The organism is Streptomyces sp. NPDC085944 (genome assembly GCF_040686295.1).
GTDB classification, from domain to species: Bacteria; Actinomycetota; Actinomycetes; order Streptomycetales; family Streptomycetaceae; genus Streptomyces; species Streptomyces salinarius.
Map to the genome: position 1 here is coordinate 317818 of NZ_JBFBJX010000003.1, position 25579 is coordinate 343396.

The 25579-nt window shown below is 71.0% G+C and carries 25 protein-coding genes; 24 read left to right on the top strand and 1 reads right to left on the bottom strand.

The window, feature by feature from the left end:
• Position 1: 1 nt before the first annotated feature.
• The 13 genes from AB0P07_RS07815 to nusB all read left to right on the top strand — a co-directional run bounded on the left by AB0P07_RS07815 (position 2) and on the right by nusB (position 13121).
• A complete protein-coding gene (locus tag AB0P07_RS07815) occupies positions 2–364 on the top strand; it encodes a hypothetical protein (protein ID WP_365546567.1) in 363 nt (120 codons plus the stop codon).
• Complete coding sequence (gene alaS, locus AB0P07_RS07820) at positions 364–3036, top strand: alanine--tRNA ligase (protein WP_365546570.1); 2673 nt, start codon at positions 364–366, stop codon at positions 3034–3036. The genes AB0P07_RS07815 and alaS overlap by 1 nt, the downstream gene beginning before the upstream one ends.
• A complete protein-coding gene (gene ruvX / locus AB0P07_RS07825) occupies positions 3033–3536 on the top strand; it encodes a Holliday junction resolvase RuvX (RefSeq protein WP_365546573.1) in 504 nt (167 codons plus the stop codon). Before alaS ends, ruvX begins: the two co-directional genes overlap by 4 nt.
• Positions 3537–3664: 128 nt before the next feature.
• Positions 3665–5419 (top strand): endolytic transglycosylase MltG, encoded by a 1755-nt coding sequence (gene mltG, locus AB0P07_RS07830; RefSeq protein WP_365546576.1) that lies wholly within the window; start codon positions 3665–3667, stop codon positions 5417–5419.
• Positions 5416–6246 (top strand): shikimate dehydrogenase, encoded by an 831-nt coding sequence (locus AB0P07_RS07835; protein ID WP_365546579.1) that lies wholly within the window; start codon positions 5416–5418, stop codon positions 6244–6246. Before mltG ends, AB0P07_RS07835 begins: the two co-directional genes overlap by 4 nt.
• 47 nt (positions 6247–6293) lie before the next feature.
• Positions 6294–6665 carry a hypothetical protein gene (locus tag AB0P07_RS07840; protein ID WP_365546581.1) on the top strand — a complete coding sequence of 124 codons (372 nt, stop codon included), beginning with the start codon at positions 6294–6296 and terminating at the stop codon, positions 6663–6665.
• 173 nt (positions 6666–6838) lie between these two features.
• Positions 6839–8023, top strand: coding sequence for a chorismate synthase (aroC, locus tag AB0P07_RS07845; protein WP_365546584.1), 1185 nt, complete (start codon positions 6839–6841; stop codon positions 8021–8023).
• On the top strand, positions 8020–8535 hold the full coding sequence (locus AB0P07_RS07850) for a shikimate kinase (protein WP_365546587.1): 516 nt from the start codon (positions 8020–8022) through the stop codon (positions 8533–8535). Before aroC ends, AB0P07_RS07850 begins: the two co-directional genes overlap by 4 nt.
• On the top strand, positions 8532–9623 hold the full coding sequence (gene aroB, locus AB0P07_RS07855; protein WP_365546590.1) for a 3-dehydroquinate synthase: 1092 nt from the start codon (positions 8532–8534) through the stop codon (positions 9621–9623). Before AB0P07_RS07850 ends, aroB begins: the two co-directional genes overlap by 4 nt.
• Positions 9624–9794: 171 nt before the next feature.
• Positions 9795–10715, top strand: a complete 921-nt coding sequence (locus AB0P07_RS07860; protein ID WP_365546593.1) for a Pro-rich N-terminal domain-containing protein — start codon at positions 9795–9797, stop codon at positions 10713–10715.
• A 237-nt stretch (positions 10716–10952) separates the two neighbouring features.
• Positions 10953–12059, top strand: a complete 1107-nt coding sequence (locus AB0P07_RS07865) for an aminopeptidase P family protein (protein WP_365546595.1) — start codon at positions 10953–10955, stop codon at positions 12057–12059.
• Positions 12060–12123: 64 nt separating this feature from the next.
• On the top strand, positions 12124–12690 hold the full coding sequence (gene efp, locus AB0P07_RS07870) for an elongation factor P (protein WP_189230640.1): 567 nt from the start codon (positions 12124–12126) through the stop codon (positions 12688–12690).
• 2 nt (positions 12691–12692) lie between these two features.
• Positions 12693–13121 (top strand): transcription antitermination factor NusB, encoded by a 429-nt coding sequence (gene nusB, locus AB0P07_RS07875; protein WP_061445772.1) that lies wholly within the window; start codon positions 12693–12695, stop codon positions 13119–13121.
• 103 nt (positions 13122–13224) lie between these two features.
• Here the strand turns inward: nusB and bldD are convergent, their stop codons facing one another.
• A complete protein-coding gene (gene bldD / locus AB0P07_RS07880; protein ID WP_007447547.1) occupies positions 13225–13728 on the bottom strand; it encodes a transcriptional regulator BldD in 504 nt (167 codons plus the stop codon).
• A 297-nt stretch (positions 13729–14025) separates the two neighbouring features.
• Between bldD and pyrR the strand changes: the two genes are divergently transcribed.
• From pyrR to rpoZ, 11 genes are all read left to right on the top strand, one after another.
• Positions 14026–14607: a bifunctional pyr operon transcriptional regulator/uracil phosphoribosyltransferase PyrR gene (pyrR, locus tag AB0P07_RS07885; protein ID WP_365546599.1), complete on the top strand. Its 582-nt coding sequence runs from the start codon at positions 14026–14028 to the stop codon at positions 14605–14607.
• Positions 14608–14725: 118 nt separating this feature from the next.
• Positions 14726–15706 (top strand): aspartate carbamoyltransferase catalytic subunit, encoded by a 981-nt coding sequence (locus AB0P07_RS07890; protein ID WP_365546602.1) that lies wholly within the window; start codon positions 14726–14728, stop codon positions 15704–15706.
• 4 nt (positions 15707–15710) lie between these two features.
• Positions 15711–16997 (top strand): dihydroorotase, encoded by a 1287-nt coding sequence (locus tag AB0P07_RS07895; RefSeq protein WP_365546605.1) that lies wholly within the window; start codon positions 15711–15713, stop codon positions 16995–16997.
• Positions 16994–17623: a hypothetical protein gene (locus AB0P07_RS07900; protein WP_365546608.1), complete on the top strand. Its 630-nt coding sequence runs from the start codon at positions 16994–16996 to the stop codon at positions 17621–17623. Before AB0P07_RS07895 ends, AB0P07_RS07900 begins: the two co-directional genes overlap by 4 nt.
• Entirely contained in the window at positions 17620–18762 is a 1143-nt protein-coding gene (gene carA, locus AB0P07_RS07905) for a glutamine-hydrolyzing carbamoyl-phosphate synthase small subunit (RefSeq protein WP_365546610.1), read from the top strand. Before AB0P07_RS07900 ends, carA begins: the two co-directional genes overlap by 4 nt.
• Entirely contained in the window at positions 18755–22063 is a 3309-nt protein-coding gene (carB, locus tag AB0P07_RS07910; RefSeq protein ID WP_365546613.1) for a carbamoyl-phosphate synthase large subunit, read from the top strand. Before carA ends, carB begins: the two co-directional genes overlap by 8 nt.
• A 51-nt stretch (positions 22064–22114) precedes the next feature.
• Positions 22115–23221 (top strand): quinone-dependent dihydroorotate dehydrogenase, encoded by a 1107-nt coding sequence (locus tag AB0P07_RS07915; RefSeq protein WP_365546616.1) that lies wholly within the window; start codon positions 22115–22117, stop codon positions 23219–23221.
• Positions 23218–24063 carry an orotidine-5'-phosphate decarboxylase gene (gene pyrF, locus AB0P07_RS07920; RefSeq protein ID WP_365546619.1) on the top strand — a complete coding sequence of 282 codons (846 nt, stop codon included), beginning with the start codon at positions 23218–23220 and terminating at the stop codon, positions 24061–24063. Before AB0P07_RS07915 ends, pyrF begins: the two co-directional genes overlap by 4 nt.
• 223 nt (positions 24064–24286) lie before the next feature.
• Complete coding sequence (locus AB0P07_RS07925) at positions 24287–24610, top strand: integration host factor (protein WP_003977346.1); 324 nt, start codon at positions 24287–24289, stop codon at positions 24608–24610.
• Positions 24611–24647: 37 nt separating this feature from the next.
• Entirely contained in the window at positions 24648–25241 is a 594-nt protein-coding gene (gene gmk / locus AB0P07_RS07930; protein WP_102930902.1) for a guanylate kinase, read from the top strand.
• Between the two features lie 62 nt (positions 25242–25303).
• A complete protein-coding gene (rpoZ, locus tag AB0P07_RS07935) occupies positions 25304–25576 on the top strand; it encodes a DNA-directed RNA polymerase subunit omega (protein ID WP_003977348.1) in 273 nt (90 codons plus the stop codon).
• Positions 25577–25579: the final 3 nt, after the last annotated feature.

Here is a 25579-nt window from a genome sequence, read left to right on the forward strand (position 1 = left end):
GATGTTCCGCCGTACGTTCTGGTTCGGCACCGGCGTGGCCGCCGGTGTGTGGGCCACCACCAAGGTCAACCGGAAGCTCAAGCAGCTCACCCCCGACAGCCTCGCCGCCACCGCGGCGAACAAGGCGCTCGACGTGGGCGTCCGGGTCAGGGACCGCGCGGTGGGCTTCGCGCTCGACGTCCGCGACAACATGGCCCAGCGGGAGGCCGAACTGGACGACGCGCTGGGCCTGAACGCCCCCGTCGAACCCGAACTCCCCGCCCCCCGGCGTCGCCACGCCATCGAGAACAGCAACAGCAGCAACCCGAAGTACGTCGTCGACGACAGGACGACCTACTCGTACAACCGGAATGAGGACCACTGATGGAGTCGGCCGAGATTCGTCGCCGCTGGTTGAGCTTCTTCGAGGAGCGCGGTCACACCGTCGTCCCTTCGGCGTCGCTCATCGCGGACGACCCGACTCTGCTCCTCGTCCCGGCCGGCATGGTGCCCTTCAAGCCCTACTTCCTGGGTGAGGTCAAGCCGCCCTTCGACCGCGCCACCAGCGTCCAGAAGTGCGTGCGCACACCGGACATCGAAGAGGTCGGCAAGACCACCCGGCACGGCACGTTCTTCCAGATGTGCGGCAACTTCTCCTTCGGCGACTACTTCAAGGAAGGCGCCATCAAGTACGCCTGGGAGCTGCTCACCAGCCCTCAGGACAAGGGCGGTTACGGCCTCGACCCCGAGCGCCTGTGGATCACCGTCTACCAGGACGACGACGAGGCCGAGCGCATCTGGCACGACGTCGTGGGCGTCCCCTCCGAGCGCATCCAGCGCCTCGGCAAGAAGGACAACTACTGGTCCATGGGCGTCCCCGGCCCCTGCGGCCCCTGCTCCGAGATCAACTACGACCGCGGCCCCGAGTTCGGCGTCGAGGGCGGCCCCGCCGTCAACGACGAGCGGTACGTGGAGATCTGGAACCTCGTCTTCATGCAGTACGAGCGGGGCGAGGGCATCGGCAAGGAGGAGTTCGAGATCCTCGGCGAGCTGCCGAGCAAGAACATCGACACCGGCCTCGGCCTGGAACGCCTCGCCATGATTCTGCAGGGCGTGCAGAACATGTACGAGATCGACACCTCCATGGCCGTCATCAACAAGGCCACCGAACTGACCGGCGTGGCCTACGGCGACGCCCAGGCCTCGGACGTCTCGCTGCGCGTGGTCACCGACCACATGCGCACCTCCGTGATGCTCATCGGCGACGGTGTGACCCCGGGCAACGAGGGCCGCGGCTACGTGCTGCGCCGCATCATGCGCCGCGCCATCCGCAACATGAGGCTCCTCGGTGCCACCGGACCGGTCGTCAAGGACCTGATCGACGTCGTGATCGGCATGATGGGGCAGCAGTACCCCGAGCTGATCACCGACCGCGAGCGGATCGAGAAGGTCGCCCTCGCCGAGGAGAACGCCTTCCTGAAGACGCTGAAGGCCGGCACCAACATCCTCGACACCGCCGTCAGCGACACCAAGGCCTCCGGCGGCACCGTCCTCGCCGGCGACAAGGCGTTCCTGCTCCACGACACCTGGGGCTTCCCGATCGACCTCACCCTGGAGATGGCCGCCGAGCAGGGGCTGTCCGTGGACGAGGACGGCTTCCGGCGCCTGATGAAGGAGCAGCGGGAGCGCGCCAAGGCCGACGCCCAGGCCAAGAAGACCGGCCACGCCGGTGCCGGTGCCTACCGGGAGATCGCCGACAAGGCAGGCGCCACCGACTTCGTCGGCTACACCGACACCGAGAGCGAGTCCACGATCGTCGGCATCCTCGTCGACGGCGCCTCCTCCCCGGCCGCCACCGAGGGCGACGAGGTCGAGATCGTCCTGGACCGCACCCCGTTCTACGCCGAGGGCGGCGGCCAGATCGGCGACACCGGCCGGATCCGGGTCGACACCGGCGCCGTGATCGAGGTCCGCGACTGCCAGAAGCCGGTGCCGGGCGTCTACGTCCACAAGGGCGTCGTCCAGGTCGGCGAGGTCACCGTCGGTGCCAAGGCCCAGGCCTCGATCGACGACCGCCGCCGCAAGGCCATCGCCCGCGCCCACTCGGCCACCCACCTCACCCACCAGGCGCTGCGCGACGCCCTCGGCCCGACGGCCGCGCAGGCCGGTTCCGAGAACCAGCCCGGCCGCTTCCGCTTCGACTTCGGTTCGCCGTCCGCCGTGCCGACGGCCGTGATGACCGACGTCGAGCAGAAGATCAACGAGGTGCTCGCCCGCGACCTGGACGTGCGCGCCGACGTCATGGGCATCGACGAGGCCAAGAAGCAGGGCGCCATCGCCGAGTTCGGCGAGAAGTACGGCGAGCGCGTGCGCGTCGTCACCATCGGCGACTTCTCCAAGGAGCTGTGCGGCGGCACCCACGTGCACAACACCGCCCAGCTCGGCCTGGTCAAGCTGCTCGGCGAGTCCTCCATCGGCTCCGGAGTGCGCCGCATCGAGGCCCTGGTCGGCGTGGACGCCTACCACTTCCTCGCCCGCGAGCACACGGTCGTCGCCCAGCTCCAGGAGCTGATGAAGGGCCGCCCGGAGGAACTGCCGGAGAAGGTCTCCGCGATGCTCGGCAAGCTGAAGGACGCCGAGAAGGAGATCGAGAAGTTCCGCGCCGAGAAGGTCCTCCAGGCGGCCGGCTCGCTCGCCGACTCCGCCAAGGACGTGCGCGGCGTGGCCCTCGTGACCGGCCAGGTCCCCGACGGCACCACCGCCGACGACCTGCGCAAGCTGGTCCTCGACGTGCGCGGGCGCATCCAGGGCGGGAGGGCCGCGGTCGTGGCCCTGTTCACCACGGTGAACGGCAAGCCCCTCACGGTCATCGCCACCAACGAGGCCGCCCGCGAGCGCGGCCTCAAGGCCGGTGACCTGGTGCGCACCGCAGCCAAGACCCTCGGCGGCGGCGGTGGCGGCAAGCCGGACGTCGCCCAGGGCGGCGGCCAGAACCCGGCCGCCATCGGCGACGCCGTCGACGCCGTCGAGCGCCTCGTGGCGGACTCGGCCAAGTGAGCACGCCGGAGAACGACCGGGCGGACGGCCCGGCGCTGCGCCGCGGCCGTCGCCTGGCGATCGACGTCGGCGACGCCCGCATCGGGGTCGCGTCCTGCGACCCCGACGGCATCCTCGCCACCCCGGTGGAGACCGTCCCCGGCCGCGATGTCCCGGCGGCGCACCGGCGCCTGCGACAGCTGGTCGCGGAGTACGAGCCCATCGAGGTCGTCGTCGGCCTCCCGCGCTCCCTCAAGGGGGGCGAGGGCCCGGCCGCGGCCAAGGTCAGGCGCTTCACACAGGAGCTGGCCCGCGGCATCGCACCGGTCCCGGTCCGGCTCGTCGACGAGCGGATGACGACGGTCACCGCCAGTCAGGGGCTGCGCGCCTCCGGGGTGAAGTCCAAGAAGGGCCGGTCCGTCATCGACCAGGCCGCCGCCGTGATCATCCTCCAGCAGGCACTGGAATCCGAACGGGTGTCAGGCAGGCCACCCGGCGAGGGCGTCGAAGTGGTCATCTGATCGCGGTACGGTAACGTTCCGCGCGATGCGGAGGCATTCGAACAGCCACCGCACAGCAAGAGGCGGAACGGAAGCGGGCCCTTCGGCACAGGTCGCGCCCCCCGTCGCCTCGCGGCTCTAGGGGATCGATGACTGAGTATGGCCGGGGCCCAGGCTCCGAACCGTGGCATCCCGAGGACCCGTTGTACGGGGACGGCGGATGGGGCGGACAGCAGGCCCACGCGGGCCAGCAGTCCCCCTACGGCGGCCAGCCGCAGCAGTATCCGGAGCAGCAGGCGCAGCAGCAGTACGCCGACTGGAGCAACGGCGGCCAGCCGTCCTACGGCGGCCAGCCGTCCTACGGCGGCGGGCAGCCCTCGTACGACCAGTACGGCCACCAGCACCCCGAGCCGCAGTACGACCAGTACGGCAACCAGTACGACCAGCACCAGTACGGTCAGCAGCAGTACGACCAGCAGTACGCGCCCCAGGCCCAGCCGCAGCAGGGTTACGAGGACGGCGGCTGGGGCGGCGGCAGCCAGCCGCAGGCGCACTACCCGGCCGACCCGTCCGACCCCTACGGACCGCAGGCGGGCGGCTACGGCGCCGAACAACCCGACCTGTACGGCACCCCCGAGGCGTACCCACCGCCGGAGCCGCCCACCCGCCGGCGCGCCGAACCCGAGCCGCAGCGCACCGACTGGGACCCCGGACCGGACGAGGGGGAGCACGCCTTCTTCGCGGGCGGCGACGGTGACGACGACGCGCCGGACGACGGACGCAGGGACCGCGGGGACCGCAGGACCCGGGGCGGCGGCAAGCCCAAGAAGCGCCGCAGCGGATGCGCCTGCCTGGTGGTCTGCCTGGTGCTCGGTGGCGGCGTGGCCGGTGTCGGATATTTCGGGTACCAGTTCTACCAGGATCGTTTCGGCGCGGCCCCGGACTTCGCGGGCGACGGCAACGGCGAGCAGGTCACCGTCACCATTCCCAAGGGCGCGGGCGGCTCCACGATCGGCCAGGAGCTCAAACGGCAGGGTGTGGTGAAGAGCGTCGACGCCTTCATCGCCGCCCAGCAGAGCAACCCGCGAGGCAAGAGCATCCAGGACGGCGTGTACACGCTGCAGAAGGAGATGTCGGCCGAGAGCGCGGTCGAACTCCTGCTCAGTCCGAAGAGCCGCAGCAACCTGATCATCGCCGAGGGCAGGCGCAACGCCGACATCTACGAGCTCATCGACAAGCGCCTCGAGGTGAAGGCGGGCACCACCGCCCAGGTGGCCAAGTCCGAGTACAAGAACCTCGGCCTGCCCGAATGGGCACTGAACCACGAGGACGTCAAGGACCCCCTGGAGGGCTTCCTCTACCCGTCCAGCTACTCGGCCGCCAAGGGGCAGAAGCCCGAGGACGTGCTCAAGCAGATGGTGACGCGGGCCACCGCGAAGTACGAGGAACTGGGCCTCGAAAAGAAGGCCGAAGGTCTGGGGCTGGAAGGGCCGTGGCAACTGCTCACCGTCGCCAGCCTCGTCCAGGCCGAGGGGCGGAGCCACGAGGACTTCCGCAAGATGGCCGAGGTCATCTACAACCGCCTCACGCCGGGCAACGCACAGACCAACGGGATGCTGGAGTTCGACTCGACGTACAACTACGTCAAGAACCAGAGCAAGATCGACCTGTCCCTCAAGGAACTGCGCAACTACGACAATCCGTACAACACCTACTACCACAAGGGTCTGCCGCCCGGCCCGATCAGCAATCCCGGCGAGGAGGCGCTGAAGGGCGCCCTCGCCCCGACCGACGACGGTTGGTACTACTTCATCTCGCGCGACGGCAAGACGAGCGAGTTCACCAAGACCAACGCGGAACACCAGAAGTTGGTCGACGAGTGGGAAGCCTCGAAGAACCAATGACGCCCGCACCCCGCCGAGCCGCCGTTCTCGGCTCGCCCATCGCCCACTCCCTCTCCCCGGTGCTGCACCGTGCCGCCTACGCGGAGCTGGGCCTCGCGGACTGGACGTACGACCGTTTCGACGTCGACGAGTCGGCGCTGCCCGGCTTCTTCGCGGAGCTGGGCCCCGAGTGGGCGGGGCTGTCGCTGACCATGCCGCTCAAACGGGCGGTGATCCCGCTGCTCGACGGCATCAGCGAGACGGCGGCCTCCGTGGACGCGGTCAACACGGTCGTCTTCACCGAGGACGGCCGCAGGACCGGCGACAACACCGACATCCCCGGGATCGTCGCCGCCCTGCGCGAGCACGGTGTCGAGAAGGTCGAGACCGCCGCCGTCCTCGGCGCCGGCGCCACCGCGTCCTCCGCGCTGGCCGCACTGGCCCGGATCTGCACCGGTGAGGTCTCCGTCTACGTCCGCAGCGAGGCGCGCGCCGCCGAGATGCGGGGCTGGGCCGAGCGGCTGGACGTCGAGGTGCGCATCGCCGACTGGTCGGACGCCGAGGAGGCGCTGCGCGCCCCGCTGGTCGTGGCCACCACCCCGGCCGGCGCCACCGACGCGCTCGCCGCCGCCGTCCCCGAGCGGCCCGCCACCCTCTTCGACGTGCTCTACGACCCGTGGCCCACCGCGCTCGCGGCCCGCTGGTCGGCGTCCGGCGGTGCCGTCGTCAGCGGGCTCGACCTGCTGCTCCACCAAGCGGTGCTCCAGGTGGAGCAGATGACCGGCCGGGCACCGGCGCCGCTGGCCGCCATGCGAAAAGCGGGGGAGCAAGCGCTCGCGGACCGCTAGTATCCGTCCGGTTCCGCAGGGGGCGGGACGGGAGGGGACGACGATCCATGTACACCGGCGTGCCGCTGGCCTCCGCCAAGAGCCAGATGTTCGAGGCCGTCCTGGGCTTCCTGCCCGACTGGGTGCAGATCACGGTGCTCGCCCTGATCGTGCTCGCCGTCGTCGCGAGCTGGGTGGTCAGGGCGAAGCGCGGGATCGCCAGGCGGCGCGCGAGGCGCAGGGCACAGGCGCTGCCCGGGACGGCCCCCTACGGCCAGGGCACGGGCGCCGACCACCTGGGACCCTACGCGCCGCCCCGCCCGGAGGAGCGCGGCGCCGACTTCCTCGGCCCCTACGCCCCGGCGCGGCGGCAGGAGAGCGGCGCGGACTTCCTCGGTTCCCACGCTCCATCGCCCCAGCAGGGCAACCCTCCCGCCTGACGCCGCCGGAGTCCGCCCGTCCGTCCGGCAGATGGACCGGCGACCGGGTGCTGCGGCCGGACGTGGGAGGATCGGAGGCGGCGGACCGGGGCCGCGCACCCGGTCGGACCGTCGCGTACGCGCAGCAGACGTGTACGCGGGGCATACCGGGGCGCGAGCACTGAGGAGCACCGTTGAGCAGGTTGCGCTGGCTGACCGCGGGGGAGTCCCACGGTCCCGCACTCGTCGCGACGCTGGAGGGACTGCCCGCCGGCGTACCGATCACCACCGACATGGTGGCGGACCACCTGGCGAGGCGGCGGCTCGGCTACGGTCGCGGTGCGCGGATGAAGTTCGAGCGCGACGAGGTCACCTTCCTCGGCGGGGTCCGGCACGGTCTGACCATGGGCTCCCCGGTCGCGGTCATGATCGGCAACACCGAGTGGCCCAAGTGGGAACAGGTCATGGCGGCCGACCCGGTCGACCCGGAGGTGCTGGCCGGCCTCGCGCGCAACGCCCCGCTGACCCGGCCGCGCCCCGGCCACGCGGACCTCGCCGGCATGCAGAAGTACGGCTTCGACGAGGCCCGTCCGGTCCTGGAGCGCGCCTCGGCGCGTGAGACGGCGGCCCGCGTGGCGCTGGGCGCGGTGGCCCGGTCGTACCTGAAGGAGACGACCGGGATCGAGATCGTCAGCCACGTCGTCGAACTGGCCTCGGCGAAGGCGCCGCACGGCGTGTACCCGACGCCGGACGACGTCGAGCGGCTGGACGCCGACCCCGTGCGCTGCCTGGACGCGGACGCGTCGGAGGCGATGGTCGCCGAGATCGACCAGGCCCACAAGGACGGCGACACCCTCGGCGGCGTCGTCGAGATCCTCGCCTACGGCGTGCCGGTCGGCCTCGGCTCGCACGTCCACTGGGACCGCAAGCTCGACGCGCGGCTCGCGGGTGCCCTCATGGGCATCCAGGCGATCAAGGGCGTAGAGATCGGCGACGGCTTCGAACTGGCCCGTGTGCCCGGCTCCCAGGCACACGACGAGATCGTGAGCACGCCCGACGGCATCCGCCGGGTCTCCGGCCGCTCCGGCGGCACCGAGGGCGGCCTCACCACCGGTGAGCTGCTGCGGGTGCGCGCCGCGATGAAGCCGATCGCGACCGTGCCGCGCGCTCTGAAGACCGTGGACGTGACCACCGGCGAGGCCGCGCAGGCCCACCACCAGCGCTCCGACGTGTCCGCCGTGCCGGCCGCCGGAATCGTCGCCGAGGCCATGGTGGCCCTGGTCCTCGCCGACGCGGTGGCGGAGAAGTTCGGCGGCGACAGCGTGACCGAGACCCGCCGCAACGTGCGCTCCTACCTCGACAACCTGGCCATCCGATGAGCGCCCCGCTGATCGTCCTGGTCGGACCGATGGGAGTCGGCAAGTCCACCGTCGGGCAGCTGCTCGCCGAGCGGCTCGGCACCGGGTACCGGGACACGGACGAGGACATCGTCACCGCCCAGGGACGGGCCATCGCCGAGATCTTCGTCGACGAGGGCGAGGCCGCCTTCCGGGCCCTGGAGAAGGACGCCGTGCGCAGCGCGCTCGCCGGGCACGACGGCGTCCTCGCCCTCGGCGGCGGCGCGATCCTCGACGCCGACACGCGGGCGCTGCTCGCCGGACAGCGGGTCGTCTACCTCTCGATGGACGTCGAGGAGGCCGTCAAGCGCACCGGCCTGAACGCGGCGCGGCCGCTGCTCGCGGTCAACCCGCGCAAGCAGTGGCGCGAGCTGATGGAGGCCCGCCGGCACCTCTACGAGGAGGTCGCCACGGTCGTCGTGGCCACCGACGGCCGTACGCCCGAAGAAGTCGCCGAAGCCGCCCTAGACGCAGTGGAGTTGAAGGAAGCATGAGCGAGGCAGTCACCCGGATCCAGGTCGGCGGCACCACGGGGTCCGACCCCTACGAGGTCCTGGTGGGCCGTCAGCTCCTGGGCGAGCTGGGCGGCCTGATCGGTGCCAGGGCGAAGCGGGTCGCGGTGATCCACCCCGAGGCGCTCGCCGAGACCGGTGACGCGCTGCGCGCCGACCTCGCCGAGCAGGGCTACGAGGCGGTCGCCATCCAGGTGCCCAACGCCGAGGAGGCCAAGACCGCCGAGGTCGCCGCGTACTGCTGGAAGGCGCTCGGCCAGTCCGGCTTCACCCGCACCGACGTCATCGTCGGCGTCGGCGGCGGCGCCAGCACCGACCTGGCCGGATTCGTGGCCGCCACCTGGCTGCGCGGGGTGCGCTGGATCGCCGTGCCCACCACCGTGCTGGCCATGGTGGACGCCGCCGTCGGCGGCAAGACCGGCATCAACACCGCCGAGGGCAAGAACCTCGTCGGCGCCTTCCACCCGCCCGCCGGTGTCCTGTGCGACCTGGCCGCCCTGGACTCGCTCCCGGTCAACGACTACGTCTCCGGCCTGGCCGAGGTCATCAAGGCCGGCTTCATCGCCGACCCGGCGATCCTGGACCTGATCGAGTCCGACCCGCAGGCCGCGCGCACCCCGGCCGGACCGCACACCGCCGAGCTGATCGTGCGCTCCATCAAGGTCAAGGCGGAGGTCGTCTCCTCCGACCTCAAGGAGGCGGGCCTGCGGGAGATCCTCAACTACGGCCACACCCTCGGCCACGCCATCGAGAAGAACGAGCGCTACAAGTGGCGCCACGGCGCCGCCGTCTCCGTCGGCATGCACTTCGCCGCCGAACTGGGCCGCCTGGCGGGCCGGCTGGACGACGCCACCGCGGACCGCCACCGCAGCATCCTGGAGGCCGTCGGGCTGCCGCTGCACTACCGCTACGACCAGTGGCCCAAGCTGGTCGAGAACATGAAGGTCGACAAGAAGTCCCGCGGCGACCTGCTGCGCTTCATCGTCCTGGACGGGCTCGCCAAGCCCACCGTCCTCGAGGGCCCCGACCCGGCCGTCCTCCTCGCCGCCTACGGCGAGGTGGGTGAGTAGTACCCGGGTGTGCCCTTCCGTCCGATTCGCCCTGCCGGACGGGCACTTCGGACCGCCCCCGGCCGTTCACCAAACGACGGCCGGGGGCGGTACCGTTCGGTAGCAGGACGGCGGACTCCCTCCCCGCCGCCAGCGCCCATCGCCTGCCTGTACGAGACGGAGTGGCACCGGATGCAGCACCCAGTGGGTTCTCCGCTGCCGCCGCCCCACCAGCCGGGGCACGGACCCGCCCTCGGCTGGTCCCCGGCCGCACACCACCCTGGCTCCCCCCAGGGACCCGCCCCCGTACCGCCCCAGGTGCCGGGACACCCCATGGCACCGCGCCAGGCCCCGGCCCCACACCCGGCGCCCGGTCCAGCGCCGCATCAGCCGGCCCCCGCGCCCGCCCCGCATCAGCCGGCGCCCGCGCCGGGACCGCACCACCCGGGTCCCGCTCCCGCGTCGGAGACCACCGGCCACGTGTCGTTGCCCCCCGGCGGTCCGGTGGCCGTGCCCAGCGTGCCCTCCGCCACGGCCGCCGCGCCCGACCCCACCACGACCACCCTCGCGGTGCTGCTCATCGGCCCGGCGGGTGCGGGCAAGACCAGTGTGGCCAAGTACTGGGCCGACCACCGCAGGGTCCCGACCGCGCACATCAGCCTCGACGACGTCCGCGAATGGGTCCGCTCCGGTTTCGCCGACCCCCAGACCGGGTGGAACGAACACTCGGAGGCGCAGTACCGCCTCGCCCGCCGCACCTGCGGCTTCTCCGCGCGCAACTTCCTGGCCAACGGGATCTCCTGCATCCTCGACGACGCGGTCTTCCCGGACCGCCCGGTCGTCGGCCTCGGCGGCTGGAAGCGCCATGTCGGACCCGGCCTGCTCCCGGTCGTCCTCCTGCCCGGCCTGGACATCGTCCTGGAGCGCAACGCCGAACGCAGCGGCAACCGACGCCTCACCGACGAGGAGGTCGCCCGCATTCACGGCCGCATGGCCGGCTGGTACGGCTCGGGCCTCCCCATCATCGACAACTCCCAACTCGACATCCCGGAAACCGCCCACCTCCTCGACGAGGTCCTCTCCCGCTCCATAGCCAGCCCGCCGACCTGGTAGACGCCGCTCAGGTCAGCGCCTCAAAGGGGCGCGGGGCCGTATCGACATGCGGCTCCGCCGCGGGGGCGCGACCAGCCCCCACCGTCGGTCGGCCGCCAAGCAACACAACGCCCCACCGCGGGTCGGCCGCCAAGCAACACAACGCCCCACCCCGTCAGGCGCACCCCGCATCCCCGGGCCCCGCCCACTCGGCCCACCCAAGCGGCGCCCCCACCGGCGGAGCCATACGCTCGGCTCATGTCAGAGGTCTACGCGGCCCGCCGGACGCGCCTACGGGAACGCTGCAACGCGGGCGGCAGCGCGGCGGCGCTCGTCTCCCGGCCCGCCAACGTGCGCTATCTCGCGGGCGCGGCCCCGCACGGCGCCGTACTGCTGCTCGGCAGGACCGAGGACCTGCTGGTCTGCTCGGGCCCACCGGACGACCGGCCGGCCGAGGGCCGGCCCGACGAGTCGCTCCAGGTCCGCGCCCTGCCCGGCCCCGGTGGTGACCCGGCCGTCACGGCCACCGGCCTCGCCGCTGACCAGGGTGCCGAGTCCCTCGCCACTGAGGACCATCACCTCACCGTGGTCCGGCACCGGGCCATGTCCTCCGTCGCTCCCGGCCTGCGCCTGACGGACCTCGGTCAGGCCGTGGAGCAGCTCCGGGTCGTCAAGGACGAGGAGGAGATCTCCTGCCTGCGCATCGGCGCCGAGATCGCCGACCAGGCCCTCGGCGAGCTCCTGGAGTCCATCCTCGTCGGCCGCACCGAACGGCACCTCGCCCTGGAGCTGGAACGCCGCCTCGTCGACCACGGCGCCGACGGCCCCGCCTTCCCCACCTCCGTCGGCACCGGCCCCAACTCGGGGCGCCGCGGCCACCGGCCCACCGACCGAAGGGTCGAGGAGGGCGACTTCCTCTCCGTCTGCCTCGGTGCGACGTACCGTGGCTACCGCTGCGAGATCGGCCGTACGTTCGTCATCGGCACCTCGCCGGCCGACTGGCAGATCGAGTTGTACGACCTCGTCTTCTCCGCCCAGCGGGCCGGGCGTGAGGCCCTCGCACCCGGTGCGGCCTGCCGTGATGTGGACCGCGCCGCCCGCCAGGCACTGGACTCGGCGGGGTACGCGGAGAACCTTCCGGCACTCACCGGTCACGGTGTCGGACTCGAAATCGACGAGGACCCGCAGTTGGCCCCCGCGGCCATGGGTAAACTGGACGCTTGTGTGCCGGTCACCGTCGAACCGGGGGTCCACCTCCCGGGCCGGGGCGGGGTCCGGATCGATGACACGCTCGTCGTGCGCCCCGAGGCGGACGGCGGACCCGAGCTACTCACCATCACGACCAAGGAGCTGCTCGCGCTCTAGCCTCGCGCTGTGCGCGCAACCCCGAGGTCGTCCACGTCAGTCCAGTCCAGGAGATTCCCAAACCGTGGCTTCCACGAACGACCTCAAGAACGGCCTGGTGCTCAAGCTCGAAGGCGGCCAGCTCTGGTCCGTCGTCGAGTTCCAGCACGTCAAGCCCGGCAAGGGCCCGGCCTTCGTGCGCACCAAGCTGAAGAACGTGCTTTCCGGCAAGGTGGTCGACAAGACCTTCAACGCCGGCGTCAAGGTCGAGACGGCCACTGTCGACAAGCGTGACATGCAGTTCTCGTACATGGACGGCGACTACTTCGTCTTCATGGACATGGAGACGTACGACCAGCTGATGATCGACCGCAAGGTCGTCGGCGACGCCGCGAACTTCCTCGTCGAGGGCTTCGAGGCCACCGTGGCGCAGCACGAGGGCGAGGTGCTCTTCGTCGAGCTGCCCGCCGCCGTCGAGCTGACCATCCAGGAGACCGAGCCCGGCGTCCAGGGCGACCGCTCCACCGGCGGCACCAAGCCGGCCATCCTGGAGACCGGTCACCAGATCAACGTCCCGCTCTTCATCACCACCGGTGAGAAGATCAAGGTCGACACCCGTACGAGCGACTACCTCGGCCGGGTGAACAGCTAACCGTGGCTGCTCGCAACACGGCCCGCAAGCGCGCCTTCCAAATCCTCTTCGAGGGCGATCAGCGCGGCGCCGACGTCCTGACGGTGCTCGCCGACTGGGTCCGGCACTCCCGGTCCGACACCCGGCAGCCGCCGGTCAGCGAGTACACGATGGAGCTGGTCGAGGGCTACGCCGAGCGCGCGCAGCGCATCGACGAGCTGATCGCCCAGTACTCCGTCGACTGGACGCTCGACCGGATGCCGGTCGTCGACCGCAACATCCTGCGCCTGGGCGCGTACGAGCTGATCTGGGTCGACGAGACCCCGGACGCCGTCGTCCTGGACGAGATGGTGCAGCTGGCGAAGGAGTTCTCCACGGACGACTCGCCCGCGTTCGTCAACGGCCTGCTCGGCCGGCTGAAGGACCTGAAGTCCTCGCTGCGTCGGGACTAGCTCCGTGCGTGTCGCCCGTACGACATGCAGAAAACCGCCGGGGTGGCCGGAACCGCATGGTTCCGGCCACCCCGGCGGCACGTTTCTGCTGAGGCGGGCGAGGTCAGAGCTCCTCGTGGGACGCCACCGCGCGGCGCGCGTCCGCGTCCAGGACGCCCCAGCTGATCAGCTGCTCGGTGAGGACCGAGGGCGACTGGTCGTAGATGACGGCGAGCGTGCGCAGGTCGTCCTGGCGGATCGAGAGCACCTTGCCGTTGTAGTCACCGCGCTGGGACTGGATCGTCGCCGCGTAGCGCTGGAGCGGGCCCGCCTTCTCGGCCGGCACGGTGGCCAGCCGCTCCAGGTCCAGGACGAGCTTCGGCGGCGGCTCGGCGGCACCGCCGGGAGTGGTGCCCGGCAGCAGCTCCTGAACGGGAACGCCGTAGAAGTCCGCCAGCTCGGCGAGGCGCTGCACGGTCACGGCACGGTCGCCGCGCTCGTACGAGCCGACCACCACGGCCTTCCAGCGGCCCTGGGACTTCTCCTCGACACCGTGGAGGGAAAGGCCCTGCTGGGTGCGGATGGCCCGGAGCTTGGCCCCGAGCTGTTTGGCGTATTCGCTGGACATATGGCTCCCCGGACAAGGTGTCGACGCGGCAGGCTCTGTTGTCGGCCGCGCGGCTGGTAACTCACTGTGAGGTTACGCAGCGTTACTCTGCTGCGTCAAGCCGAATGGTCCGCACCGACTCTTCCGTGGTATTCGCCTTCCGTTGCTCCGAACGGGTGGCGGGAGTGCGGCAGAAGGGTGATGGGGGAGTGTCAGGGGGGCCGTCGGGGAGGTTCTGTGAGCCTGGTACCGTAGGTGGCGCAATTCCGACGTCCTTTAAGGTCCGTCCCGTGAGGCGGAGAAGGGGGTCCGTTTCGTATGGACAAGCAACAGGATCCGCAGTCCGAGGCCCGGCCCGTTCTGGAAGGGCCCGACATCGCGCGGGTGCTCACCCGCATCGCCCACGAGATCGTCGAACGCGCCAAGGGCGCCGACGACGTGGTGCTCCTCGGCATCCCGACCCGCGGCGTCTTCCTCGCCCGGCGGCTCGCCGACAAGCTGGAGCAGATCACCGAGCGCAAGATGCCGGTCGGCTCGCTCGACATCACCATGTACCGCGACGACCTGCGGATGCACCCGCCGCGCGCCCTGGCCCGCACCGAGATCCCCGGTGACGGCATCGACGGCCGCCTCGTCGTCCTCGTCGACGACGTGCTCTTCTCCGGCCGCACCGTCCGAGCCGCCCTCGACGCGCTGAACGACATCGGCCGCCCGCGCGCGGTGCAGCTCGCCGTCCTCGTCGACCGCGGCCACCGCGAACTGCCCATCCGCGCCGACTACGTCGGCAAGAACCTCCCGACGTCGCTGCGGGAGACGGTCAAGGTCCAGCTCGCCGAGGAGGACGGTCGCGACACCGTGCTGCTCGGTGCCAAGCCGGACACCCCGGGCGCCCACCCGTAGCAAGCGTTCCGCGTACACGCCCGCCCGTGCCGTACGCCTGCTCGGCGCGCCGCCGCACGCGCCCGGCCGCCCGAATTATCCCGCTCTTCCGCATGAATCGCCCTACGGAGCCTGACAGATGCAGCGTCATCTCATCTCGGCCGCCGACCTCACCCGCGACGACGCCGTCCTGATCCTCGACACCGCCGAGGAGATGGCCCGGGTCGCGGACCGGCCGATCAAGAAACTGCCCACCCTGCGCGGCCGTACCGTCGTCAACCTCTTCTTCGAGGACTCCACCCGGACCCGGATCTCCTTCGAGGCCGCCGAGAAGCGCCTGTCCGCGGACGTCATCAACTTCACCGCCAAGGGCTCCAGCGTCTCCAAGGGCGAGTCCCTCAAGGACACCGCCCAGACCCTGGAGGCCATGGGCGTCGACGCCGTCGTCATCCGGCACAGCGCCTCCGGCGCCCCCTACCGCCTGGCCACCTCCGGCTGGATCGACGCCCACGTCGTCAACGCCGGCGACGGCACCCACCAGCACCCCACCCAGGCCCTGCTGGACGCCTTCACCATGCGCCGCCGCCTGGTCGGTCCCGACGCCGGCCTCGGCAAGGACCTCGACGGCCGCCGCGTCACCCTGGTCGGCGACATCCTGCACAGCCGCGTCGCCCGCTCCAACGTCGACCTGCTGCACACCCTCGGCGCCCAGGTCACCCTCGTCGCCCCGCCCACCCTGCTGCCGGTCGGCGTCGAGACCTGGCCCTGCGAGGTCTCCTACGATCTCGACTCGACGCTGACCAAGTCCGACGCGGTGATGCTGCTGCGCGTGCAGCGCGAGCGCATGAACGCCGCGTTCTTCCCCACCGAGCGCGAGTACTCCCGCCGCTACGGCCTCGACGGCGACCGCATGGCGAAGATGCCCGACCACGCCATCGTGATGCACCCCGGCCCCATGGTCCGCGGCATGGAGATCACCGCCGAGGTCGCCGACTCCGACCGCTGCACCGTCGTCGAGCAGGTCACCAACGGCGTCTCCGTCCGGATGGCCGTCCTCTACCTGCTGCTCGGCGGCGCCGAGCCCGCCGTGACCCACGCCCGACCCACCGAGGAGAAGTAAGACGATGAGCAAGACCCTGATCCGCGGTGCGAAGGTGCTCGGCGGTGAGCCGCAGGACGTACTGATCGACGGCGCGACGATCGCCGAGGTGGGCACGGGACTGTCCGCCGAGGGCGCCGAGGTGGTCGAGGCCGGCGGCAAGGTGCTGCTGCCCGGCCTGGTCGACCTCCACACCCACCTGCGCGAGCCCGGCCGCGAGGACTCCGAGACCGTCCTCACCGGCACCCGCGCGGCGGCGAGCGGCGGCTACACCAACGTCTTCGCCATGGCCAACACCTTCCCGGTCGCCGACACCGCCGGCGTCGTCGAGCAGGTCTGGCGGCTCGGCCAGGAGTCCGGCTACTGCGACGTGCAGCCCATCGGCGCCGTCACCGTCGGCCTGGAGGGTGCCAAGCTCGCCGAGCTGGGCGCCATGCACGAGTCCGCGGCCGGCGTCACCGTCTTCTCCGACGACGGCAAGTGCGTCCACGACGCCGTGATCATGCGCCGCGCCCTGGAGTACGTGAAGGCCTTCAACGGCGTCGTCGCCCAGCACGCCCAGGAGCCCCGGCTCACCGAGGGCGCCCAGATGAACGAGGGCGTCGTCTCCGCCGAGCTGGGCCTCGGGGGCTGGCCCGCCGTCGCCGAGGAGTCGATCATCGCGCGGGACGTGCTGCTCGCCGAGCACGTCGGCTCCCGCGTCCACGTCTGCCACCTGTCGACCGCCGGGTCCGTCGAGATCGTCCGCTGGGCCAAGTCCCGCGGCATCGACGTCACCGCCGAGGTCACCCCGCACCACCTCCTCCTCACCGACGAGCTGGTCCGGTCGTACAACCCGGTCTACAAGGTCAACCCCCCGCTGCGCACCGAGCGTGACGTCCTCGCCCTGCGCGAGGCGCTCGCCGACGGGACGATCGACATCGTCGCCACCGACCACGCCCCGCACCCGCACGAGGACAAGGACTGCGAGTGGGCCGCCGCCGCCATGGGCATGGTCGGCCTGGAGACCGCCCTGTCGGTGGTGCAGGAGACCATGGTGGACACGGGCCTGCTGGACTGGGCCGGCGTCGCCGACCGCATGTCCGTCAAGCCCGCGCAGATCGGACAGGCCACCGGACACGGCCGTCCCGTCTCGGCTGGTGAGCCCGCCAACCTCACCCTGGTCGACACGGAATACCGTGGCCAGGTGGACCCCGCGGGCTTCGCCTCGCGCAGCCGCAACACCCCCTACGAGGGCCGTGAGCTGCCGGGCCGTGTGACGCACACGTGGCTGCGGGGCAAGGCCACGCTCGTCGACGGGAAGCTCACGTGACATCTGTAGCACCGGTAATCCTGCTGGCCGCCGAGAAGGAATCGGCGGAAGTGACCGACTGGGCCGCCCGCGTCGGCTGGGTCGTCGGCCTCGGCCTGTTCGTCGCGCTCGTCTACTGGCTGATGCGCGAGGGCTGGAAGTGGCGCGGCACACTCCAGGGCGACCTGCCGGCCCTCCCCTCCCGCCCGTCTCCCACCACCACCCTCAACGGAGGCGGCAAGCCGCCCCTGCCCGGAATGCCGGACGCGGTCGGCCGGGCGAAACTGACGATGAGCGGCCGCTACCACGGTTCCACCACCGCCGGGCAGTGGCTCGACCGCATCGTGGCGCACGGCCTGGGCACCCGCAGCCGGGTCGAGCTCACGCTGACGGACGCGGGACTGGACGTCGTACGGCCCGGCGCCGCTGACTTCTTCGTCCCCGTCGCCGCGCTGCGCGAGGCCCGGCTCGACAAGGGCATCGCCGGCAAGGTCCTCACCGAGGGCGGCCTGCTGGTCGTCACCTGGGCCCACGGCGACAAACTGATCGACTCCGGCTTCCGCTCCGACCACGCGGCCGAGCACAACGAGTGGGTCGACACCCTGAACGACATGATCAACAAGACGGAAACGGAAGGCGCACGATGACGACCTCCACCAGGGGAGCCCACCGGACTCCCGCCGTACTCGTCCTGGAGGACGGCCGGATCTTCCGCGGCCGCGCCTACGGGGCCGTGGGGGCGACCTTCGGCGAAGCCGTGTTCTCCACCGGCATGACCGGCTACCAGGAGACCCTCACCGACCCGTCGTACCACCGCCAGGTCGTCGTGATGACCGCCCCGCACATCGGGAACACCGGCATCAACGACGAGGACATGGAGTCCAGGAAGATCTGGGTCTCCGGCTACGTGGTGCGCGACCCCGCGCGCGTGCCCTCCAACTGGCGCTCGACGCGCACCCTCGACGAGGAGCTGGCCGCCCAGGGCGTCGTCGGAATCTCCGGCATCGACACCCGCGCCCTCACCCGCCACCTGCGCGAGCGCGGCGCCATGCGCGTCGGCATCTTCTCCGGCAACGCGCTGCCCGACGAGGGCACCATGCTCACCGAGGTCCGCCAGGCCCCGGAGATGAGCGGCGCCGACCTGTCCGCCGAGGTCGCCACCACCGAGGCGTACGTCGTCCCCGCGATCGGCGAGAAGAAGTTCACCGTCGCCGCCGTCGACCTCGGCATCAAGGGCATGACCCCGCACCGGATGGCCGAGCGCGGCATCGAGGTGCACGTCCTGCCCGCCACGGCCACGGTCGACGACGTCTACGCCGTCGAGCCGGACGGCGTGTTCTTCTCCAACGGCCCCGGCGACCCCGCCACCGCCGACCACCCGGTCTCCGTGATGCAGGGCGTCCTGGAGCGCGGCACCCCGCTCTTCGGCATCTGCTTCGGCAACCAGATCCTGGGCCGTGCCCTCGGCTTCGGCACCTTCAAGCTGAAGTACGGCCACCGCGGCATCAACCAGCCCGTGCAGGACCGTACGACCGGCAAGGTCGAGGTCACCGCGCACAACCACGGCTTCGCCGTCGACGCCCCGCTCGACCAGGTCTCCGACACCCCCTACGGTCGCGCCGAGGTCTCCCACGTCTGCCTCAACGACAACGTGGTGGAGGGCCTCCAGCTCCTCGACCGGCCGGCCTTCAGCGTCCAGTACCACCCCGAAGCGGCCGCCGGCCCGCACGACGCCGCCTACCTGTTCGACCGCTTCGTTTCCCTGATGGAGGGCCAGCGTGCCTAAGCGCACCGATATCCAGTCCGTCCTGGTCATCGGCTCCGGCCCGATCGTCATCGGCCAGGCCGCGGAGTTCGACTACTCCGGCACCCAGGCATGCCGCGTGCTCAAGGCCGAGGGCCTGCGCGTCGTCCTGGTGAACTCGAACCCGGCGACGATCATGACCGACCCGGAGATCGCCGACGCCACCTACGTCGAGCCGATCACGCCCGAGTTCGTCGAGAAGATCATCGCCAAGGAGCGCCCCGACGCCCTCCTGCCCACCCTGGGCGGCCAGACGGCCCTGAACACGGCCATCTCGCTGCACGGCAACGGTGTCCTGGAGAAGTACGGCGTCGAGCTGATCGGCGCCAACGTCGAGGCCATCAACAAGGGCGAGGACCGCGACCTGTTCAAGGAGGTCGTCGAGGAGGTCCGCAAGAAGATCGGCCACGGCGAGTCCGCCCGGTCCTACATCTGCCACTCCATGGACGACGTCCTCAAGGGCGTCGAGGAGCTCGGCGGCTACCCCGTGGTCGTCCGTCCCTCCTTCACCATGGGCGGCGCCGGCTCCGGCTTCGCCCACGACGAGGAGGAGCTGCGCCGCATCGCCGGCCAGGGTCTCACCCTCTCGCCGACCACCGAGGTGCTCCTGGAGGAGTCCATCCTCGGCTGGAAGGAGTACGAGCTGGAGCTGATGCGCGACAAGAACGACAACGTCGTGGTCGTCTGCTCCATCGAGAACTTCGACCCCATGGGCGTGCACACCGGCGACTCGATCACCGTCGCGCCCGCGATGACGCTGACCGACCGCGAGTACCAGGTGCTGCGCGACGTCGGCATCGCCATCATCCGCGAGGTCGGCGTCGACACCGGCGGCTGCAACATCCAGTTCGCGGTGAACCCCGAGGACGGCCGGGTCATCGTCATCGAGATGAACCCGCGCGTGTCGCGCTCCTCGGCGCTCGCCTCCAAGGCGACCGGCTTCCCCATCGCCAAGATCGCGGCCAAGCTCGCCGTCGGCTACACGCTGGACGAGATCCCGAACGACATCACGCAGGAGACCCCGGCCTCCTTCGAGCCCACGCTCGACTACGTGGTCGTCAAGGCCCCCCGGTTCGCCTTCGAGAAGTTCCCGAGCGCCGACTCCACCCTGACCACGACCATGAAGTCGGTCGGCGAGGCCATGGCCATCGGCCGCAACTTCACCGAGGCCTTCCAGAAGGCGCTGCGCTCGCTGGAGAAGAAGGGCAGCCAGTTCACCTTCGTCGGCGAGCCCGGCGACAAGAACGAGCTGCTGCGCGAGGCCGTGCGGCCCACCGACGGCCGCATCAACGCCGTCATGCAGGCCATCCGCGCGGGCGCCACCCCGCAGGAGGTCTTCGACGCCACGAAGATCGACCCCTGGTTCGTCGACCAGCTCTTCCTCATCAAGGAGATCGCCGACGAGATCGCCGGGAGCCGCGAGCTGACCGCCGACCTGCTCACCGAGGCCAAGCGGCACGGCTTCTCCGACCAGCAGATCGCCGAGATCAGCGGCCTGGGCGAGGACGTCGTCCGCCAGGTCAGGCACGCGCTCGGCGTCCGCCCGGTCTACAAGACGGTCGACACCTGCGCCGCCGAGTTCGCCGCGCGGACTCCGTACTTCTACTCCTCCTACGACGAGGAGAGCGAGGTCGCGCCCCGCGAGAAGCCCGCGGTGATCATCCTGGGCTCCGGTCCCAACCGCATCGGCCAGGGCATCGAGTTCGACTACTCCTGCGTCCACGCCTCCTTCGCGCTGTCGGACGCCGGGTACGAGACCGTGATGGTCAACTGCAACCCGGAGACCGTCTCCACCGACTACGACACCTCCGACCGGCTCTACTTCGAGCCGCTCACCCTGGAGGACGTCCTGGAGGTCGTCCACGCCGAGCAGCAGGCCGGACCGGTCGCCGGCGTCGTCGTCCAGCTCGGCGGCCAGACCCCGCTCGGCCTGTCGCAGGCGCTGAAGGACAACGGCGTGCCGATCGTCGGCACCTCCCCGGAGGCCATCCACGCCGCCGAGGACCGCGGCGCCTTCGGCCGGGTCCTCGCCGAGGCCGGGCTCCCGGCCCCCAAGCACGGCACCGCCACCACCTTCGGCGAGGCCAAGGCCATCGCCGACGAGATCGGCTACCCGGTCCTGGTGCGGCCCTCCTACGTCCTGGGCGGACGCGGCATGGAGATCGTCTACGACGAGACCCGGCTGGAGGCGTACATCGCCGAGTCGACCGAGATCAGCCCGTCCCGGCCGGTCCTGGTCGACCGCTTCCTCGACGACGCCATCGAGATCGACGTGGACGCCCTGTACGACGGCGAGGAGCTGTACCTCGGCGGCGTCATGGAGCACATCGAGGAGGCCGGCATCCACTCCGGCGACTCGGCCTGCGCCCTGCCCCCGATCACGCTCGGCGGCTTCGACATCAAGCGGCTGCGCGCCTCCACCGAGGGCATCGCCAAGGGCGTCGGCGTGCGCGGCCTGATCAACATCCAGTTCGCGCTGGCCGGGGACATCCTCTACGTCCTGGAGGCCAACCCGCGCGCCTCCCGCACCGTCCCCTTCACCTCGAAGGCGACCGCGGTGCCGCTGGCCAAGGCCGCCGCCCGCATCTCGCTGGGCGCGACCATCGCCGAACTGCGTGCCGAGGGCCTGCTCCCGGCGAGCGGCGACGGCGGCACCCTGCCGCTGGACGCGCCGATCTCCGTCAAGGAGGCCGTGATGCCGTGGTCCCGCTTCCGGGACATCCACGGCCGCGGCGTCGACACGGTGCTCGGCCCGGAGATGCGCTCCACCGGCGAGGTCATGGGCATCGACTCCGTCTTCGGCACGGCCTACGCCAAGTCGCAGGCGGGCGCGTACGGGCCGCTGCCCACCAAGGGACGGGCGTTCATCTCGGTCGCCAACCGCGACAAGCGCTCGATGATCTTCCCGGCCCGTGAGCTGGTCGCCCACGGCTTCGAGCTGATGGCCACCTCCGGCACCGCCGAGGTCCTCAAGCGCAACGGCATCAACGCCACCGTCGTGCGCAAGCAGTCCGAGGGCACCGGGCCGAACGGCGAGAAGACCATCGTCCAGCTCATCCACGACGGCGAGGTCGACCTCATCGTCAACACCCCGTACGGCACCGGCGGCCGCCTCGACGGCTACGACATCCGTACGGCGGCCGTGGCCCGCTCCGTGCCCTGTCTGACAACCGTCCAGGCGCTGGCGGCCGCGGTGCAGGGCATCGACGCCCTCAACCACGGCGACGTGGGAGTGCGCTCACTCCAGGAACACGCCGAATTCCTGACCGCGGCCCGCGACTAGCAGCCCCGAGGGGGACACCGGAAACGGTGTCCCCCTCTTCATGAGGACACCATGTACAAGATCTTCTTTTCTCTCGTCTTCAAGCGGATGGACCCGGAGGCGGCCCACCGCCTCGCCTTCCGCTGGATCCGCCTGGCCGTCCGCGTCCCCGTCCTGCGCACCTTCGTCGCCGCCGCGCTCGCGCCCCGGTACGAGGAGCTGCGCACCGAGGCCCTGGGCCTGCGGATGCACGGCCCCTTCGGGCTCGCCGCCGGCTTCGACAAGAACGCCGTCGCGATCGACGGCATGGCGATGCTCGGCTTCGACCACGTCGAGATCGGCACGGTCACGGGCGAGCCGCAGCCCGGCAACCCCAAGAAGCGGCTGTTCCGCCTGGTGGGCGACCGGGCGCTGATCAACCGCATGGGCTTCAACAACGACGGCTCGCTGGCCGTCGCGGCGCGCCTGGCCTCCCGCACGCCCGTCTTCCGGACCGTCGTCGGCGTCAACATCGGCAAGACCAAGGTCGTCCCCGAGGAGGAGGCCGTCGGCGACTACGTGAAGTCCGCCGAGCGGCTGGCCCCGCACGCCGACTACCTCGTCGTCAACGTCTCCTCGCCCAACACGCCCGGTCTGCGCAACCTCCAGGCGACCGAGGCGCTGCGCCCGCTGCTGAGCGCGGTCCGCGAGGCCGCCGACCGCGCGGTGACCGCCCGGCGCGTCCCGCTGCTGGTCAAGATCGCGCCCGACCTCGCCGACGAGGACGTGGACGCGGTCGCCGACCTGGCCGTGGAGCTGGGCCTGGACGGCATCATCGCCACCAACACCACCATCGCGCGCGAGGGCCTCGGCCTGACCTCCTCGCCCGCCCTCGTCGGGGAGACCGGCGGCCTGTCCGGCGCCCCCCTCAAGGCGCGCTCCCTGGAGGTGCTGCGCCGCCTGTACGCGCGCGTGGGCGACCGGATCACCCTGGTGGGCGTCGGCGGCGTCGAGACGGCCGAGGACGCCTGGGAGCGCATCCTGGCCGGTGCCACGCTGGTCCAGGGCTACAGCGCGTTCATCTACGAGGGGCCCTTCTGGGGCCGAGCCATCCACAAGGGGCTCGCCGCGCGCCTGCGGCAGAGCCCGTACGCCACCCTCGCCGACGCGGTCGGCGCCGACGTGAGGACGAAGGCATGACGGTACTGGAACCCTTCGGCGCCCGGCTGCGCCGCGCCATGGACGAGCGCGGGCCGCTCTGCGTCGGCATCGACCCGCACGCCTCCCTGCTCGCCGAGTGGGGCCTGAACGACGACGTGGCCGGTCTGGAGCGCTTCAGCCGCACCGTCGTGGAGGCGGTGGCCGACCGGGTCGCCGTGCTCAAGCCGCAGAGCGCCTTCTTCGAGCGGTTCGGCTCGCGCGGCGTGGCCGTCCTGGAGAAGTCGGTCCAGGAGGCGCGGGCGGCCGGCGCGCTGGTCGTGACGGACGCCAAGCGCGGCGACATCGGTTCGACCATGGCCGCCTACGCCGAGTCGTTCCTGCACAAGGACGCCCCGCTGTTCTCCGACGCGCTGACCGTCTCCCCCTACCTCGGCTACGGCTCCCTGAAGCCGGCCGTCGACCTGGCGCGCGAGAGCGGTGCGGGCCTGTTCGTGCTGGCGCTGACCTCCAACCCGGAGGGCGGCGAGGTCCAGCACGCGGTGCGGGACGACGGGCGCAGCGTCGGGGCGACGATGCTGGCGCACCTGGCCGCCGAGAACGCGGGGGAGGAGCCCCTGGGGTCCTTCGGCGCGGTGGTCGGTGCCACGCTGGGCGACCTGTCCTCGTACGACCTGGGCATCAACGGTCCGCTGCTGGCCCCGGGCATCGGCGCACAGGGGGCCACGCCGGCGGATCTGCAGCACGTGTTCGGTGCCGTGGTGCGCAACGTGGTGCCGAGCGTCAGCCGGGGTGTCCTTCGTCACGGTCCCGACGTGGGCGCGTTGCGGACGGCCGCCGACCGTTTCGCGGCGGAGATCCGGACCGCGGTCACGGCCTCCTGACTCTGGATACATCCTCAAATCAGAGGGAGTATGTCCTAAATGTCTGGCCTGATGGAGGCTGACCAGGACTTTTCCGCTGTTCTCGCTGACTCTGGCGGACTTGACCGCTAGTCTCCGTCGAGAGTCAACGGGCGAGCGTGTTGCTCGTGGCTCACCAGGTGAGGGGCGACTAGGTTCCTCACCGGTCCGTATCCGACAGTTCGACATCCGAGGTGACGTAGGCGTGGCTCTTCCGCCCCTTACCCCTGAACAGCGCGCAGCCGCGCTCGAAAAGGCCGCCGCGGCTCGCCGGGAGCGGGCCGAGGTCAAGAATCGACTCAAGCACTCCGGCGCCTCCCTCCACGAGGTCATCAAGCAGGGTCAGGAGAACGACGTCATCGGCAAGATGAAGGTCTCCGCCCTCCTCGAGTCCCTGCCGGGCGTGGGCAAAGTCCGCGCCAAGCAGATCATGGAGCGACTGGGCATCTCCGAGAGCCGCCGCGTGCGCGGTCTCGGGTCCAACCAGATCGCGTCCCTGGAGCGCGAGTTCGGCAGCACCGGCAGCTGAGTCCCGACCACTCCGCGATTGCTGGAATAATCGCTGCATGGCTGCAACACCCCGGGGGACGTCCCCCGTACCCCCGGACGCACGTCCGCGGCTGACCGTGCTCTCCGGCCCCTCGGGGGTCGGCAAGAGCACGGTCGTCGCCCATATGCGCAAGGAACACCCCGAGGTTTGGCTGTCGGTCTCGGCGACGACCCGCAAGCCCCGCCCCGGCGAGCAGCACGGCGTCCACTACTTCTTCGTCAGCGACGAGGAGATGGACAAGCTGATCGCCAACGGCGAGTTGCTGGAGTGGGCCGAGTTCGCCGGCAACCGCTACGGCACGCCGCGTACGGCCGTGCTGGAGCGCCTGGAGTCCGGTGAGCCGGTTCTGCTGGAGATCGACCTCCAGGGGGCGCGGCAGGTCCGCGAGTCCATGCCCGAGGCCCGGCTGGTGTTCCTGGCCCCGCCCTCCTGGGACGAGCTGGTGCGCAGGCTCACCGGCCGGGGCACCGAAGCGCCCGAGGTGATCGAGCGCCGCCTCGCCGCGGCCAAGGTCGAGCTGGCGGCGGAGCCGGAGTTCGACCAGACCCTGGTGAACACCTCCGTCGAGGACGTGGCGCGCGAGCTGCTAGCCTTGACGAACGTCGTGTGATCGTTACAGGTCACCCTGCGGTCATCCCGACAGAATCTTTCCCATCCATCGGAAGGTAGAGCGTGTCCTCTTCCATCTCCGCGCCCGAGGGCATCATCAACCCGCCGATCGACGAGCTCCTCGAGGCCACGGACTCGAAGTACAGCCTCGTGATCTACGCGGCCAAGCGGGCCCGCCAGATCAACGCGTACTACTCGCAGCTCGGCGAGGGCCTCCTCGAGTACGTCGGTCCGCTCGTCGACACCCACGTGCACGAGAAGCCGCTCTCGATCGCCCTGCGCGAGATCAACGCGGGGCTGCTGACCTCCGAGGCCATCGAGGGCCCGGCGCAGTAGTTC